The sequence below is a fragment of the Ralstonia sp. VS2407 genome, assembly GCF_052950655.1.
In genome coordinates this window covers 1-449 of the sequence record NZ_JBRFVG010000309.1, presented here as the reverse complement: position 1 = coordinate 449, position 449 = coordinate 1, and the positions used below count along the sequence as shown (strand labels likewise).

The window sequence follows — 449 nt, the reverse complement described above, 5'->3', positions numbered from 1 at the left end:
GGGGCTCGGTCGGGCCTCGGTTGGCGGCCCGGCCGGGGCCCGGTTGGGGGCTTGATCGACGCTTGGCCGGGTGCTCGATGAACCGCCCCGGCGGGCCCTTGGCGAGCGCTCGGTTGATCGCGCGCGGGCCGCCCGTTGATCGCCTGCCGGCCGCCGGGCGTTCCGCCGCGCTCCCCGGCCGGCCGCGCGGCGATCGTCGGTGCAAAGCACCGCGCGGCGGCTGCCGCCGATCGCCAGCCAAGCGCGTGCCGCGCGGTTCAGAACCGGAAATTGAGCAGCATCGTGCAGAGCAGCACGTTCGCGGAAAGCGTCGTCGTGTTCGATGCGAGGATGCCCTTCGTATCGTTGATGTTGACCGTGATCGCCGCCTTCAGCGGGATGTACGACAGCGCGGTCGACAGCGACAGCTGACGCGTGAGCTGATAGTTCGCGCCGACGACGAACACGGG

The 449-nt window shown here is 71.3% G+C and carries 1 pseudogene; it reads right to left on the bottom strand.

Annotated elements, in window-relative coordinates:
* Positions 1–257 precede the first annotated feature (257 nt).
* Positions 258–449 (bottom strand): annotated as a pseudogene (locus tag ACU8YE_RS25205) (OmpW/AlkL family protein); the annotation flags it as partial.